Source organism: Bradyrhizobium sp. 63_E2_N1_3, assembly GCF_052076005.1.
GTDB classification, from domain to species: domain Bacteria; phylum Pseudomonadota; class Alphaproteobacteria; order Rhizobiales; family Xanthobacteraceae; genus Bradyrhizobium; species Bradyrhizobium barranii.
On the sequence record NZ_CP197235.1, the window covers coordinates 5,205,280 to 5,219,844 of the forward strand.

Consider the following 14,565-nt stretch of genomic DNA (forward strand, 5'->3'; position numbering starts at 1 on the left):
TCAGGCGTCGGCTTGTGACCCATAGCGGTCATGGGACCTTCTTTTGCCCGCCTGCATCCGGGAGCCTTTCTCGCAATGATGCTGTTCCCAGCATAGGCGATGCTGTCAACGTGCACGCCGTCGCCAATTGCTCGGGGTGTCCCCAGTCAGCTTCCTGAAGGCGGCGGCGAACGCGGTCTGGGAAGAATAGCCGAGCGCGACCGCGATCGAGATGACCGACGCGTCGGTGCCGCGCAGCATGTTTTTGGCCTCCTCGAGCCGTTGCTGGCGCCGCCAGGCATGTGGGGAAAGCCCGGTGCTTTCCTTGAAGGCGCGGCAGAAGTGGAATCGCGAAAGACCGGCATCAGAAGCGAGCGCCGCGAGCGATACGTCAGCGTCGATGTCCGAGTGCAGGCGCTCGATGGCGCGGCGCAATACGACCGGTGAGAGGCCGCCCCGCGTCGGCTGGAACGTGGACGGCGCGCCGACATGCGCCGCCAGCAGGCGCGTGGCCAAGAGGTCCATCAGCTGATGCCTGAACAGTGTATCCACGACGACATTGCCCACCACGGCGTCGGTCGCGGTCAGGAGCAATCGGGATGTAATGGGGTCGGGATGCGCCGTTCGCTCCAGCAGATCGGTCGAGGTGGCGCTGTCGACCTCGCCTGCAACCCGCTCGAGCGTGGCGTGCGGAAGATAGAGTTGGATGACATCGACAGGTTTCGGAATATCCCACCGGGAGCTCGATCCTTCGGGGATGATGATCACGACTCCGGGACGAAACGTACCGATCGCAACCGCGCTTCCCATCCGCCGCTCCATGCGCCGCACCGTGCCGTTGTAAGCCATGATGACGTGATGGCTCATGGGCGCGACGACGTCGTGCAGCGGGTCATGCTTCCAGTGGGCGATTCCGGCGCCGGAGGAATCCAAAGCCATTTGAAATGGCGTGGTCCCGAGCACCCGCGCCATTTCTGCACCGGCGGGAGGGCGCTCGGCATGAGCCGGAGTGACTTGGCACGCCTCAGGCGCAAGTGACGCGTCCTCCAGGGAAGCGCGCAAGATATGCTTGTTCATGAACGTATCCTCGCACTCGGGAGGCGATGCAGGTGGTAAGCCTGCCTCGGCTCGGCCAGGTTTGTTGCGTTGTTTGCGAACGTCAGTGCGCGTCGAGTGCAGGCGGGCCAACCATTTCTCGAACCCTCGTTCCCGAAGGGTGAGAAAATGTGTACTGTTTCGAACGGAAAAGACCTTGCAGCCGGCCTGAATTGCGATCGAGTTTTCCTTGGCTTCTTGTCCAGGAAGGATCACAAGTGTCGTTCTATTCGAAGATTATTGTCTCGATGCCAACCGGCGCGAGCTCAAGCGAGGCTCCGAGCTCATCCCCATCGGACCGAAGGTGTTCGACCTGCTGCTCTTCCTGGTCCGAAACCGGGAACAGGTCGTGACAAGGGACGATCTTCTGAAGGCGGTGTGGGAAGGACGGATCGTGTCCGAATCCACGCTGACCAGCCACGTCAATGCCGTGCGCAAGGCAATCGGGGATACCGGCAAGGGCAACGCCTGATCCGGACGGTTTCTCGCAGAGGCTTCCGGTTTGTTGGCGAGATCACCGAGGAAGAATTGCCCGCGCGAGCCTCGGTCACAGACCCAGGTACGGATCTTGGCGTTCAACATGTAAAGAACATTCAGGAGCCAATCAGGGCCTTTGAGGTCGATGCGCCGACGGAAACGCGAGAGGCTGCGCCAGTTTTTGCTGCCGAGGCCGGGAGTCCGCCTCCGCTGCCCGACAGGCCTTCCATTGCGGTGCTTCCGTTTCAGAATATGTCTGGCGATGTCGAACAGGAATACTTTGCCGATGGAATGGCCGAGGACATCATCACGGCGCTGTCCCGTTTCAAGGCGCCATTTGTCATCGCCCGAAACTCCAGCTTCACCTACAAGGCGCGCGCTGTCGACGTGAAGCAGGTGGGGCGCGAGCTTGGGGTGCGCTACGTGTTGGAAGGGAGCGTTCGCAAGGCGGCAAACCGAGTGCGCATTACGGGACAACTCGTCGATACCGCTACTGGAGCACATATTTGGGCCGATCGGTTTGATGGCGAGCTCGGCGACATCTTCGATTTGCAGGACCAGGTGACTGAAAGCGTTGTCGGGGCGATCGCGCCTGCGGTGGAGAAAGCTGAGATCGAGCGCGCCAAACGCAAGCCGACCGCTAGTCTCGACGCCTATGCCCACTATTTGCGCGGTCTGGCCCGGCTTCATCAGTTTGGTAACCGGCAAGCGAACGACGAGGCATTGCGTCTGTTCAACCGCGCGATAGAGCTCGACCCGGAATTTGCCACCGCCTACGGTCGCGCAGCCTTTTGCTACCTCATTGCCAGGATCAATGGCTGGATTCCGGACACGGCGAACGCGATTGCCGAAGTGAAGAAGCTCACCCAACGGGCAGTTGAGTTGGGCAAGGATGACGCGAACGCGCTCTCCGCTGGCGGGAATGCGTTAGCGTTTGTTGTTGGGGATCTCGGGGTAGGTGCCGGCTTAGTTGATCGCGCGATCGCGCTTAATTCCAATTTGGCTGAGGCATGGAATTTCGGCGGCTGGGTAAAACTCTGGCTCGGCGAGCCGGAATCGGCGATCGAGCGCTTCGCACGAGCCATTCGCCTGAGCCCACTTGATCCGTGGCTGATGGGCATGCGAGCCGGGACCGCGTATGCACATTTCTTTTTGGACCGCTATGACGAAGCGGCATCATGGGCGGCAATGGCATTGCAGTGCAGCCCGGACTATCGGCCTGGATTACGGATCACCGCCGCAAGCAACGCAATGGCCGGTCGGCCGGAGCAAGCACACAAGGCCGTGGCTCGGCTGCGAGAACTCAGCCCCACGCTGCGCGTTTCCAATCTCAAAGATGTGCTTGGCCCTTATCGACGTGCTGAGGACGTCGCGCGATATGAGGAAGGATTGCGGCAAGCAGGGCTGCCCGAATGACCATCTCGGCCCTGTCGTGAAATTTGCAAGACCGATTTGATAGACTCTGTTTGAACAACATGGGTGTCTTCATGGTTCGGCTTCCGGTTATTTTCTTGCTGGGAATTTTCTGTGCGTCACTGAGCAGTTTGAGCGCTTTCGGACAGAGTTGCGGTACAACGCCGCTCGACGTGCAAATCCTCGGTTCTGGTGGCCCCAGAATGAATCCCACTCGGGCATCGACGAGTTATCTGGTCTGGATCGAGGGGCGCGCAAGAATACTCATCGACATGGGCGGTGGTGCTCAACACCGCTTTGGTGAATCGCAAGCCAAACTCGAAGACTTGTGGATGGTCGGAATAAGCCATCTTCATCCAGATCACGTTTCCGACTTGCCAGCGTTCCTTTGGCTGAGCCACGAGGTCCGCAAGGAACCTCTCAAGGTTTTCGGTCCTACAGGCAACGATGCGGCCCCTGACTTTGCGATTTTCCTCAACAGGCTTTTTGACGAGAAGACTGGCGCATTTCCAGTGCTCGGATCGGCGTTAGGCGGCTCATACGGGGGCAGCGGCGTGCGGCCCGATATGGGGCGCGTTGTGGCGGGTGGCGTTCGACTTGATGTCGGAGTGATTGACGCTGTCAAAAGCGATCCATCCGTGGTTTTGCAGCGCGAGGGAACGACAGTCACGGCACGGAAAATCCCGCATGGAAATATGCCAACCTTGGCCTATCGCGTGCAGACCGGAAATGTGTCGATCGTGTTTAGCTCCGACCAAAACGGCACCGATCCAGGCTTCGTCGAATTCGCAAAGGGCGCGAACCTCCTGATCATGCATCTTGCAATCCCGCCCGGTGCGAATGTTCCCTTGCACGCAACACCGGCAGTCGTCGGACGCGTTGCCCAAGAGGCTGCGGTCAAGCAGCTCATCGTCAGTCATTTCGGTCTGTTTGAACTCGATGCCGCCATCGCTGATTTGCGAACTGCCTACAACGGGCCGCTCATCGTCGGAGCAGACATGCAGTGTACGCCAGTGCTGTGAGACCCACGGTCCTTCGCTGGTTGATGTCCGGTTATGGCCCACAGCGGACCTGCCGCTGCCACCCGTCAGGCGTCAGCCTGTGCCCCCTTGGTTGACTTTGGTCAGTGTGTTTCCCGCACCGGCAACTGCCCCCTTGAGCAAAACCAGCTGTGGCTCTTCCACCGGTTGTTGAAAATCGCGGGAGCAACCAATTTACGGATTGTTAGTAGATTCCATCATAAATGGTTCAAGAAGATAACAACAACCATACCGGGTTCCATTGCCCGACCAAATCCATGAATGCATCTGCTTTCCTGATCGCGACGGCCTTTGGCCGCAGCATTCCTTGCTGTGGAGTACAAGTGGTACTACCAGCCCGACATGTTCAATCCGGATGTCGTGCTCAGCATCTTCTCTAACGAGCACATGAAAGCTCGCGCAGCAGTTCGGCGCGTGCTGATCGATCCGGACTCGGCCAAATTCAGCGCATTGCGTTCAGTCGAGGCCGACGCGGCGCGATATGTTTGCGGCGCCGTCAACGCCAGAGACAAATCCGGCCAATCCATCGATGCCGCTTTCGTCTACACTGTGGCCGTTGACTTTGCCCGCATCGACGACGACGGCCGGATCACGCAGCTGCGCTCGGGATTTCGGCCTTGCCCCACTGAAAATGACAAGGTCGCGCAGCAGAAGCCTGCTCTTTCGCCTGGCATGCTGTCCGTTGCGCAAACCGTTCAGAAGGTTGCTCCGCAGGCCGGCACCTCAACTGTGTCAGGTCTGACGACGCGTGCACCTGCGGCAGGCGCAACGGCGTCCGGCGGGACCATGGAGCAGCAGCTCCGCGAGCTGGGCGCACGGACTGTCCCGCCTCAATCGGCCAATGGAGCCCAGGCAAACTTGCCGGGAGAGCGTGGGACCGGCAAGGAGAGTGAGTGGCGAGCCGATCAGCCTCCCGTCGCATGGCCCAAATTCCCTCCGGATCACCCTTTGGCGAGGTCAACCCGGAAACGGAGCCCCTCCGAAGCACTCGCCTTGGCGAAAGGCGTCGAGGAACGCTGGAACCAAGCCAAGTCGTCCGGCAACGTCGCGATGCGTCCCTCGTCGGACGAAATCAAAGAGGCGTGTCGCGCCTTGCTTGCGATCGATCCCACAGACAGCGAATATCGAAAGGCTTGGGCAACTTTCGTGCACCTGCAAGACATCGACCGCGATGTTGCAATGAAATGAAGCGCGAGAGGTAGAAGAACTGGCCTTCCCGCCTCTGGCCCAAGGACGACATTCGTCCCAGACCACTTCGATGTCACTTTTTGGCATAAGCCGACGCGGCTTCGATGAGGATACGTCCTAGGCCCGCCGCATCAGCTTGAGCGAGGCTGCAAGGCGCAGGCTGCGCTTGCCGGCGAGCGCGATGCCTTCGAGCTCACCGATATCCGCCGTGCAGGTTCCGGAGAAGCCGATCCCGACCTCATAGCCGCCAAACACGGGGTTTTCGCCCTTCGCCGGCGTGTGCTCCTGGTTCAGCATCTCGCCCTTCCAGCGGCCATCCGCCGACGAATAGGAGCCGAGATAGTAGAAGAACGCATCGCCGCCGAGGATGCGGCCGTCGATCAGGAGCATCACGCCTGATAATCCGGCATCGACACCGTCAAGCGCGCGCAGGCTCATCCCATAGAGTCCGTTGGCGATGCCGCCCGGACCGACCGCACCACTCGGAGGCAACCCCTCGTCGTCGAGCCGGGTGAGATTGGCCCAGAATTTTGCGCCCGGCATGGTGTCCGCGCCACCCTCGAGACGGATCTGGTTGCCGGTGAGCCGCCCGCGCGCACCGATCGAGGCGATATCGGCTCCCATCAGCGGCTTGTGATTGGGATCCTCGTTGTGCCGTTCGGTGATCACCTCGGCGACGATCTCGCCGTCGCGCTCGACATAGGTTCCAAGGTGCGCGAAGGCCGAATTGCCGCCCAGCATCTTACCGTCATGCAGGCACATGATGCTGCGGCCGAACGCATCGTTGACGCCGTATTCAACCTTGTAGAGTCCGTCCAGCAATTCAATAAGCCCACAAAATCAGAAAAGAATCGCGGGCTACCTAGGCCGTGATCCCATAAATCAGCCGATCGGTCGGCTTGCCAGAGTCCGCTATGCCCCCGATAGCTACCAAATTCCGCAGCACAGCGAAATGATGCGAAGGGCCAAAACCGGAAATCGTCAACTTACCAGGAATACCGCACCACGCCCTTGCCGGCGTAGCTGGTGGTGAGTTGAGAGAACTCGCCTTCGAAGGTGGCGGCGGCGGACCAGCCGTTCAGCCATTTCTTCTCGACGGAGACGGTGACGAGCGCGGAGTCGCTGGCTTGCGCGGCGCCGCCAACGACAAAGGATGCGCCCGGCAATGTCTGGAACGTCGCACCGATATTGCGGCCGGGGTTGAAATCATGCGCCCATGCCAGGCGCCCTCGCAGCGTGAAGATTCCGTCCGCCATCGCATATGATTTGTCGCTGCGAAGGCCGAGCTCGCTGCGCGTATCAGTGACACTCTTCGAGGCGTAGGCGAGCGCAAAGGTATTGACGCCGGTTACCGCCTGCTCGGCATAGGCAGGCAGGTCGAAGGTGGTGAACTGTCCTGCGGCATAAGGCGTGATGCCCACCCCGCCCATCCATGGGCTGACAAAACGATAGCCGCCTTCGACGCGACCGGACCACGCATTGGCGTTGAACTGCGCGCGCAACTGGTCGATGCCGGCCACCGTCACGGTGCGGTTGGTGGTGATGTCCTGCCAGCCATAGGCCAGTGCGCCGGAGAGATACGCCGCACCGGCATTGTGCCGGACGAAGGCGCCGGCCTGGAACATATCGGATCGGCCAGAGCCGCTATTGACGACGCTGAAGTTCGTACCACCGCCGGCCAGCGCAAAGCCTGCCAGCGTATTCGGCGAGATACGGTAATCGGCGCCGACCGCGGTGCCTGCGATGCGGCTAGTCGTGTTGTTGGAGCCGAGTGTCGTGTTGCCGTCGGTGGTCTGCGAGCCGCCATAGCCCGCCGCCCACACGCTCCAGCGCTGCGCGAACGGATCGGCCATGACGACCGCCTTGGTGAACATCGCATGGGCGTCCCGCGCCGCACCGGAGCGTGGCATGTCCGGTGAGGCGTAGGCCGATGCGCCCGCCGATGATCCCGCTGAAACGCCATCGCCGCGACCGTCGATGAAGGGATCGGTCAGCAATCCCATGAACTGGTTCATCGCGTTGAAGGTCGTCTGCTGCGAGCCGGTCGCGGTCTCGCCCGAGATCTGGATCAGTCCCGCCGGCGTCAGCCCGCCGAACGCCAGCGGAATACCGCCGTTGGAGTTGAAGAAATTGACGATCGGGTCGGCGATGTTCCGTTGGTTGTTGTTGAGACCCGTCCCGGGCGGCGGCACGAAACTGAGAACGAGATTGAGATACGCATTGTTGGCGTCATAGCTCAGGCTCGACGCGAATCCACCCGGCAAGTTGGTGTTGACGATCGAGCCGAACGTGCTGGTGCCGATACCGCCGGTGGCGTTGAGGATGGTGTATTGCTTTGCGACATAGGCCCCGGCTGCGAAAGATGCTTTGACGGTGGCGCCGCCGAACGTCGCCACGCCGGTGACGTTGGTGCGGTCGGCCGCCGAAGGCGACACCTCGACCATGTAGCTCGATGCGGCCGTCAACACGAGATTGCCCTGCACGGTCAACGTACCGATCGAATTGCCGGGCGCCAGCGTGCCGCCATTGATGGTCGTGTTGCCGACCGTGCCGTTGCCGCCGAGCGTGCCGCCGGCATTCACCGTCACCGCGCTGGCCGTGCTCGTGCCGTTGACCGAGAGCAGGCCGCCGTTGACCGTGGTCGCGCCTGTGAAGGTGTTGGTGCCCGTCACATTGGTCGCGCCACTATTCGCCGTCAGCGTCATGCCGCCGCCGAGGCTGTTCAGCGTGCCGCCGCTTGAGGTCACTGCGCCGGTCAACGCGCCGTTGGCCAACGTGCCGCCCGATAGCGAAACGATATTGATCGTTTGTCCCAGCAAACCGAGATCGAGCGTGCCACCGGTGTTGATTGTCGTCGCACTCGTAGCGCTGAATGTGTTCGCCGCAGCGCCCCTTAGCGTGCCGGCATTGATCGTCGTAGCTCCAGTATAAGTGTTGGCGCCAGAAAAGCTGAGCGTGCCGATGCCGCTCTTGGTAATGGCGCTCGATCCACCGGTGCCGCCGAGGCCGTCCGAGGCCGCCGAGCCGCCGGAACCGTTCTGATCGGCGATGGCGTCCGACACCGTGTAGCTGCCGCTGCCACCGAAGGTCAGCGTCGAGCCCTGCACAAAGAAGCCCGTGCCTAAGGCCGAGCCCGCACCGCCGCCGTTGGAGCCGGTGCCGCCGGCTACGCTGCCGCCCGAGGTCGAGCCGTTGCCGTTGATGGTGAGCGAGCCGCCCTTGACCACGAACACCGCCCCGCCCATGCCGCCGCCGCCGCCGTTCCCGCCACTGGTGCCGTCGCCGCCGCCAAAGCCACCCGCACCGCCGGCCCCGCCGCCGCCGCCCCCACCGCCAAACCCACCCGCGCCGCCGCCGCCGCCACCGCCGCCGCCAAAGCCGCCCGCACCGCCGCCACCGCCGCCGCCGCCACCGAAGCCACCGGCGCCGCCAGGGCCGCTGAAACCACCGCCGCCGCCGCCGAAACCACCGCCGCCGCCGCCGTTCAAGCCGGTGCCGCCGCCGCCGCCGAAACCACCCGCCCCGCCGGTCGAGCCGGAACTGCTTGCGCCGCCGAAGCCGCCACCCCCGCCCGCATTTCCGATACCGCCGCCGCCGCCGCCATTCGCACCACCGGTGGTGCCACCACCAAATCCGGCGCCGCCGGCGCCGTTGAGGCCAGCAATCGACAGGAGGCCCGCGGTGCCGTTCGCGCCGCTTCCACCGGCGCCGCTATAGCCGCCGCCGCCGGCGCCAGCGGAACCGCCGAAAATGCCGCCGCCGGCGCCGGAGGAGCCGCTGCCGAAAATGCCGCCGGCGCCGCTGCCGCCGCTGCTGCCGCCGAGGCCGCCGCCGCCGCGAAACGTGTTGATTGTTGCGTTGCCGCCCTTCGCGTTGTTGTTGGCGAAGCTGACGTTGCTCAGCGTCACGTCGGCCGACTGGTTGACGAACAGTGCGCCGCCCGCCCCCATGCCGCCGCCGGCGCCGTTGCCGCCGCCCTGGGCGAGGCCCGCGGACAGGATGACGTTGCTGATCGCCACCTGAGGGCGGTCCGCGATGATCGAGCCCGCCACCCCCGCGCTGGTCTGCGTCGCGGTGTCGACGCCGACCATGAAGATGCGCTGCGAATTGTTGCCGCTGATGGTGAAGCCGTTGCCGTTGATGCTCACCGAGTTGAAGATCGGCGACAGCGGCCCCGACAGCGTGACATTGGTCTGCAGGTTGATGATGAAGCCGCCGGGGGGCGTGGAAGCATTGATCTGCGCGAGCGCGGCGCTAAGCGTGCCGGCGCCGCCAGTCGAGCCCCCCGAGGTGGTGCCGGTGTCGTTGGCGACCGTGACGTTGATCACCGTCTGGGCCCGCGCTCCGGTCACGAGCGCGCCGAGCAAGACGCCGGCGAACAGCGCCGCGCGCATGGTCGCCGCAAAGCGGCTAATCGATCGCTTGCGCCCAACAACGGCCGCGCCGGTTTCCAGCGCGCCTTCAGACGCTACAAAATAAGACAACCCAAACCTCCCCGCAGCCCAAATAGCGACCGTTGAAATACCATTGCGCCGTTGCGGCGCCGGTCGCGCATGGACCCGTTAAGCGGGGCTCTGTGGAATCAGGTTTAGCGGGGGAACATCGCGGTGTCCGACCAATATCGGTCATCCGACAAAGCGCGCCGCCCTATTTGGCCGACTGCGTGATTAATATCACAGGAGGAACGCGGATATCGACATCACCAGTTGGCATTGGAGAGGCGTCGTTCGGGAAGTCGCCACCTCACCACGCATACCGCACGACGCCCTTGCCGGCGTAGCTCCTGGTGAGCTGAGAGAACTCGCGTTCGAAAGTGCCGGCGGCGGACCAACCGTTCAGCCATTTCTTTTCGGCAGAAGCGGTGACGAGCGCGGAGTCGCTGGCTTGCGCGGCGCCGCCAACGACAAAGGATGCGCCCGGCAGCGTCTGGAACGTCGCGCCGATATTGCGGTCGGGATTGAAATCATGCGCCCATGCCAGGCGCCCTCGCAGCGTGAAGATTCCGTCCGCCATCGCATATGATTTGTCGCTGCGAAGGCCGAGCTCGCTGCGCGTATCAGTGACACTCTTCGAGGCGTAGGCGAGCGCAAAGGTGTTGACGCCGGTTACCGCCTGCTCGGCATAGGCCGGCAGGTCGAAGGTGGTGAACTGTCCTGCCGCGTAGGGCGTGATGCCGATGCCGCCCATCCACGGGCTGACAAAGCGATAGCCGCCTTCGACGCGACCCGAGAAGGCATTGGCGTTGAACTGCGCGCGCAACTGGTCGATGCCGGCCACCGTCACGGTGCGGTTGGTGGTGATGTCCTGCCAGCCATAGGCCAGCGCGCCGGAGAGATACGCCGCACCCGCATTGTGCCGGACGAAGGCGCCGGCCTGGAACAGGTCAGATCGGCCAGAGCCGCCATTGACGACGCTGAAGTTCGTACCACCGCCGGCGAGCGCAAAGCCCGCCAGCGTATTCGGCGAGATACGGTAATCGGCGCCGACCGCGATGCCTGCGATGCGGCTGGTCGTGTTGTTGGAGCCGAGTGTCGTGTTGCCGTCCGTGGTCTGCGAGCCGCCATAGCCTGCCGCCCACACGCTCCAGCGCTGCGCGAACGGATCGGCCATGACGGGCGCCTTGGTGAACATCGCATTGGCGTCCCGCGCCGCACCGGAACGCGGTCTGTCCGGCGAGGCGTAGGCCGACGCGCCCGCGGATGATCCCGCTGAAACGCCATCGCCGCGACCGTCGATGAAGGGATCGGTCAGCACCCCCATGAACTGGTTCATTGCGTTGAAGGTCGTCTGCTGCGAGCCGGTCGCGGTCTCGCCGGAGGTTTGCGACAGCGCGGCTGAAAGATTGCTGCCGGTGAGACCAAACAGCGCGACAAAGCCCGGCGGCAGCGCGCCGCCATTGTTGAAGAAGTTGTTGAGCGTGGATGTGACGGTCTGCCCATTGCCCGGCAGCGAGGTGCCGGCGCCGAGCGAGGCCGTGAGGTTCAGCAACACATCGGACAGCGTGTAGCTCAGGCCGACAGTGAAACCGGGCAGGCTGCTGCTCACGCCGCTGAAGGTGGTGCCGCCGAGGCCGCCGGCCGCCGACAGGATGGTGTAGCTCTTGCGGACATAGGTTCCGGGCAGGAAGCTCGTCTGCACGGTGCCGCCGGTCAGGCTCGCGATGCCCGTGACATTGGCGCGGTCGGCGGCCGATGGCGAGACCTCGACGCGGTAGATGCTGCCGGCGCCGAACGCCAGATCGCCGCCGACCGTCAGCGTGCCGATCGAATTGCCGGGCGCGAGCACGCCGCCGGCGTTGACGGTGGTATTGCCGACGGTGCCGTTGCCGCCGAGCGTGCCACCGGCATTGACCGTCACCGCCGAATTGGCGATGGAGCCGTTGACCGCCAGCGTGCCGCCATTGACCGTGGTCGGCCCGCTATAGGTGTTGGTCGCGGTCAGGATGGTGGTGCCGTTCTCCACCGTCACCGACCCCGCGCCAGAAATGACCGGGGCGAATGTGTAGTTCGAGGCGGTGTGGTTGAAGACGATGCTGCCGGTGCCTGCCCCGAACACGACCGAGGGCGTGGTCAGCGTGCCCGGCGCGGCCGCGGCCTGACCGGAGGCGGCGCCGATATTGAGCGTGCCGGTCGAGCCGAGGTTAAGGGCGATTTGCATGCCCGAAGCCGCCGAGACGGCGCCGCCATTGGCGATCGTCAGCGTGCCGGTGCCGGAATAGCCAACAAAGAGCGAGCCGGAATTGGTCCAGGACGAGCCGGCGCCATCAACCGTCACGGTGCCGGTGCCGGCAAAGAGCCCGAGATAGACGATGTTGGCGTTGCTCACCTTGCCGCCGTTCCGGATCGTCAGCTTGCCGATACCGGAACCGCCGACCCAGAGGTCGCCGGAATTGGTCCAGGACGAGCCGGCGCCATCAACCGTCACGGTGCCGGTCGAATAGTAGCCGAGGAAGCCGTAGTTGTTGCTCACCGTGCCGCCGTTCTGGATCGTCAGCGTGCCGGCGCCGGAATAGCCAACAAAGAGCGAGCCGGAATTGGTCCAGGCCGAGCCGACGCCATCAACCGTCGCTGCGCCGGTCGAGCCGGCATTGAAGCCGAGAACGCCGGTGACGTTGCTCACCTTGCCGCCGTTCCGGATCGCCAGCGTGCCGGTGCCGGACCCGCCGACCACGAGGCCGGAATTGGTCCAGGAGGAGCCGGCACCGTCAACCGTCACGGTTCCGGTCGAGCCGACATTGTTGCCGAGATAGCCGGTGTTGCTGCTCACCGTGCCGCCGTTCCGGATCGTCAGCGTGCCGGTGCCGGAATTGCCGACAGAAAGATCGCCGGAATTGGTCCAGGACGAGCCGACGCCATCGACCGTCACGGTGCCGGTCGAGCCGGTATTGATGCCGAGACCGCCGGTGACGTTGCTCACCTTGCCGCCGTTCCGGATCGTCAGCGTGCCGGCGCCGACATAGCCGACCTCGAGGTCGCTGGAATTGGTCCAGGACGAGCCGGCGCCATCCACCGTTACGGTACCGGTCGAACCGAAATTTTGGCCGAGAACGCCGGAGGCGCTGCTCACCGTGCCGCCGTTCCGGATCGTCAGCGTGCCGGTGCCGGAATTGCCGACAGCGAGGTTGGTGGAATTGGTCCAGGCCGAGCCAGCGCCATCGACCGTCACGGTACCGGTCGAGCCGACATTGGACCCGATCAAGCCGATGTTGGTGTTGCTTACCGTGCCGCCGTTCTGGATCGTCAGCGTGCCGGTGCCGTAATAGCCGACAGCGAACAAGTTGGAAGCGGTCCAGGCCGAGCCGGCGCCATCAATCGTCGCGGTGCCGGTCGAGCCGGCATTGAAGCCGACATAGCCGTTGAAGTCGCTCAAGTTGCCGCCGCTCTGGATTGTCAGCGTGCCGGTGCCGGAAATGCCGACAAAGACAGTGTTCGCTTGCGCGCCGGCCGCTCCGACCACTGTGGCATTGGGCGCGACCGTGTCGATATTCACGTCGACCGCGCTGGTTGGAACGCCGGCCGACCAGTTGCCGGCGGTGAACCAGTCGGTTGAGGTGGCGCCGGTCCAGTCGGTGGCGCGCGATGGCGTCGATGTCGCCAGGACCAGTCCGAGCGCCACCGTGGAGCTGGTGCCCAGCAGGCGACGGGACAACGCGGCCAAGGTCAGCGCCGCAAAGCGGCTAATCGATCGCTTGCGCCCAACAACGGCCGCGCCGGTTTCCAGCGCGCCTTCAGACGCTACAAAATAAGACAACCCAAATCTCCCCGCAGCCCAGATAGCGACGTTTGAAATTCCGTTGCGCCTTTGCGGCGCCCGTCGCGCATGGACCCGTTAAGCGGGGCTCTGCGGTATCAGGTTTAGCGGGGGAACATCGCGGAGTCCGACCAATATCGGTCATCCGACAAAGCGCGCGCCATATTTGGCCGATTGCGTCATTAATATCACAGGAGGAACGCGGACAGGATATGAACGTCACCAGTTGCCTAAGAGGCGAGGTCCGTTGCGGGTCATTCGCGACCGGGTCGAACCAGTTAGCGGCGCCTCGCAGGGCCAATGCGGCTTGATGGTATCACCGCGGACATGATTCAAGCTCCGAAACTGGAGCCTCGAATCATGCACTACGAACTCAGACGCACCGAGGTCATCCGGCTTTTCAGCGCAGGGCCGGGAGCGGAGCCCACTCGCCGCATGATGCCATCATGCCCCTGTTTTGCCCGACGGGTCAATTGATTTTCGTAAAATACGAACTTAGTGATTTCGACGACTTGGCTACTGTGCATGGGGTTGTTTTTGACTTTTTTGTTTCGTGCGATCCCGGGCGGCCCTCCTCATGTTGTGGTTCAACGGCCCGTGCCGGAGCTGGTTCATCCTTGAGGCCCCTTCGAACCCGCCGGAGTGAGCGCACGACAAAGCGGCATGAACCAGACAGAGCCTTCAGCCGAAGCGCAGATCGCAGCGATCATCGCCAGCGCTGCAAAGCAGCCGCTGCTCGATGCGGCCTTCGAGCTCTGGTGCCGGCGCTACCGGTTCAACACACTCGACGGACGCCCGACCGACGAAGAGGTGCGCGTCTATCGCACCCTCACCCCGCAGCAGATGGCCGAGAAATACCGCTACGACCGCGACCACGCCCATGAGGGACCGATGTTCGGTTATGTGAAGCGCGCCCATCCACGCGCCGATGACGCAGCAATCCGGCAGGCCATCATCACCGCCGTGAAGTTCGAAGATGCCACCTTCGAGCACTTCAACTGGATAGGCGATTTCTGGGAGTGCGTCGTGCGCGCCGTCGCGCGCGCGGCCGCTCAATATCCGGACTTTCTCGATACGACTTATCGCGACGCCCGCAACAACGTCGCCTACTACTACAAGTGAG

Annotated in this window: 7 protein-coding genes and 1 pseudogene; 4 read left to right on the plus strand and 4 right to left on the minus strand. The window is 63.4% G+C overall.

Going from position 1 to position 14,565, the window contains the following annotated elements:
* Positions 1-105 precede the first annotated feature (105 nt).
* Positions 106-1,056, minus strand: coding sequence for a helix-turn-helix domain-containing protein (locus AB7531_RS25110; protein WP_441280151.1), 951 nt, complete (start codon positions 1,054-1,056; stop codon positions 106-108).
* Between the two features lie 229 nt (positions 1,057-1,285).
* Here AB7531_RS25110 and AB7531_RS25115 point away from each other — a divergent pair.
* The 3 genes and pseudogenes from AB7531_RS25115 to AB7531_RS25125 all read left to right on the plus strand — a co-directional run bounded on the left by AB7531_RS25115 (position 1,286) and on the right by AB7531_RS25125 (position 5,192).
* A pseudogene (locus AB7531_RS25115) lies at positions 1,286-2,967 on the plus strand (winged helix-turn-helix domain-containing tetratricopeptide repeat protein).
* A gap of 59 nt (positions 2,968-3,026) precedes the next feature.
* Positions 3,027-3,986, plus strand: a complete 960-nt coding sequence (locus AB7531_RS25120; protein WP_224581010.1) for an MBL fold metallo-hydrolase — start codon at positions 3,027-3,029, stop codon at positions 3,984-3,986.
* A 309-nt stretch (positions 3,987-4,295) separates the two neighbouring features.
* Positions 4,296-5,192: a hypothetical protein gene (locus tag AB7531_RS25125; protein WP_341850557.1), complete on the plus strand. Its 897-nt coding sequence runs from the start codon at positions 4,296-4,298 to the stop codon at positions 5,190-5,192.
* A gap of 117 nt (positions 5,193-5,309) precedes the next feature.
* On the opposite strand, the gene AB7531_RS25130 is transcribed toward AB7531_RS25125, so the two are convergent.
* The 3 genes from AB7531_RS25130 to AB7531_RS25140 form a co-directional block, all read right to left on the minus strand.
* Positions 5,310-6,014 carry a hypothetical protein gene (locus AB7531_RS25130; RefSeq protein WP_231144920.1) on the minus strand — a complete coding sequence of 235 codons (705 nt, stop codon included), beginning with the start codon at positions 6,012-6,014 and terminating at the stop codon, positions 5,310-5,312.
* 164 nt (positions 6,015-6,178) lie between these two features.
* Entirely contained in the window at positions 6,179-9,676 is a 3,498-nt protein-coding gene (locus tag AB7531_RS25135) for an autotransporter domain-containing protein (protein WP_441280152.1), read from the minus strand.
* 259 nt (positions 9,677-9,935) lie between these two features.
* Entirely contained in the window at positions 9,936-13,442 is a 3,507-nt protein-coding gene (locus AB7531_RS25140; protein ID WP_231144918.1) for an autotransporter domain-containing protein, read from the minus strand.
* Positions 13,443-14,105: 663 nt separating this feature from the next.
* On the opposite strand from AB7531_RS25140, the gene AB7531_RS25145 reads away from it, so the two are divergent.
* Complete coding sequence (locus AB7531_RS25145; protein WP_063983621.1) at positions 14,106-14,564, plus strand: hypothetical protein; 459 nt, start codon at positions 14,106-14,108, stop codon at positions 14,562-14,564.
* The last annotated feature ends 1 nt before the right edge of the window (position 14,565 follow it).

Coding starts and splice junctions, on each gene's coding strand:
- AB7531_RS25110 (WP_441280151.1), bottom strand. CDS start 1,056: ATGAACAAGCATATCTTGCGCGCTTCCCTGGAGGACGCGTCACTTGCG.
- AB7531_RS25120 (WP_224581010.1), top strand. CDS start 3,027: ATGGGTGTCTTCATGGTTCGGCTTCCGGTTATTTTCTTGCTGGGAATT.
- AB7531_RS25145 (WP_063983621.1), top strand. CDS start 14,106: ATGAACCAGACAGAGCCTTCAGCCGAAGCGCAGATCGCAGCGATCATC.